This window comes from Paraburkholderia sp. Ac-20336 (genome assembly GCF_017105025.1).
Lineage (GTDB): Bacteria > Pseudomonadota > Gammaproteobacteria > Burkholderiales > Burkholderiaceae > Paraburkholderia.
Genome location: NZ_JAAGPS010000286.1, coordinates 1 through 1,501 on the forward strand (window position 1 = coordinate 1; position 1,501 = coordinate 1,501).

The 1,501-nt window shown below is 69.8% G+C and carries 1 protein-coding gene and 1 pseudogene; both read right to left on the reverse strand.

The features are described 5' to 3' along the window. Positions 1–125: 125 nt before the first annotated feature. Positions 126–794: pseudogene (locus GXB81_RS31045) on the reverse strand (DUF2300 domain-containing protein); the annotation flags it as partial. Between the two features lie 233 nt (positions 795–1,027). Beyond that, a partial coding sequence (locus tag GXB81_RS31050; RefSeq protein ID WP_205991215.1) for a hypothetical protein occupies positions 1,028–1,501 on the reverse strand: 474 nt, incomplete at its 5' end.

Here is a 1,501-nt window from a genome sequence, read left to right on the forward strand (position 1 = left end):
GCTGTCTGAGTGCTGCTCATCCAATATGTACTTGTAGTTTTTTGTTTTGAGTGAGCCGACGACCACCGAGATGTCAACTCTCATTCACACCCTTTCCCTCCGCGCCGCCCTTCCGCTCTTCCGCTCGACGCGCCCGGCCGCGCCGAGTCTGGCATCGTCCACGTCTTCGCGCGCAACAGGCTGCCGTATAGCGACACCGTGCCCTCGCCGCGTCCGCTCGTCAGCACCGACACGAGCGTGCTCGATGCCGCTTCGCGCGGCCGCGCGGGCATCGCCTGCAACGCGGCCAGCAGATCGGCGACAGGCACGCGCCGCGCGGGCGTCAGCGCGTGCAGGTCGAGCAGCCATGCGGGCGCATGCGCGGCGCTCCAGTAGCGGCGCCAGTCGGCGGAATCGAGTTGCAGGCGCGCCGGTTCAAAGTAGAGTCCGCACGATTGCACGAGCGCGTGCTCGCGGTCGACGTGGCCGCCCGTCATGCAGCAATACACTTCGTCGCGGTCGCCGCCGTTGCAGACGTAGTCCGGCGTCGCGATGTGGCGATCCACCAGATAGCCGTAGACGAACAGCTTCCAGACACTGCCGAGCGGCGTTTCCAGCGTCGCGGGCAACGCTTGCGCGGCTTGCGGCGAAAGCGCGGGCGCCGTGCCGCTCGCATCCGTTTGCCAGAGCTGGGGCTGGTTGTCGCGCAGCCAGGCGAAGCGCAGCGGGGTAGCCGCGGTCGAAGCGGAAGATGATGATGAGCCGTGGCTGGCCGGGCGATCATGCGCGGCCAGCGTGAGCGATGACGACGGCAAGGCAGCGGCCGAAGCCGAAACGGGCGCCACGGCCAAGGCCAGCGTCGCCAAGGCCGAGCGCAACGCCAACGCCGCCGACGGCAACCCCGTCGCCGCGGCCAAAGCCGCCCCGGCATTCCGTCCGCGATACACGCCACCCGCACGCGCCTCGCACACAGCCGCGCCGCCGCCTCGCAGCCGCGCCGCCCACCACGCCCCGATCCGCCAACGCGCCCCACGCATGGCCGCCTCGCCTACTGAATCCGCAGCGACGTCATGCGATCGCTCTTGCCGCCCTCGAACGCCTTCGCGTCGGGCTGGTACATGCGGAAGTAGCGCGCCGGCGGCAGCGTGAACGTGCCGGGCAACGAGAAGCGCACCAGTTGCCGCAGCGTGACCGGCTTATCGAGCAGCGGCACCGGCTGGTGATACGCCAGCTCGCCCATCTCGTACGACGCCGCGCGCTGGAACGGCTGCGGACCGCTGCCGTCCTTCGCGCCGGGCAGGCCGTCGATCGACACGCCCCAACTGGTCGCCTCGACGTCGCCGCCCGGCGGCAGCGGCACGTCGAGCAGACCGTAGTGGTAGGCGTTGCCCGAGCGCGGCGTCAGCGTGACTTCGTCGACGTAGAGCGCGTTGCTGTCGAGCGGATCGCCGGACTTCACCAGATGCGCGCTGAACGTCGCGCGCCCGAGCTGGCTTTCGCCGGCCCCGGCCTTCTTCGGATC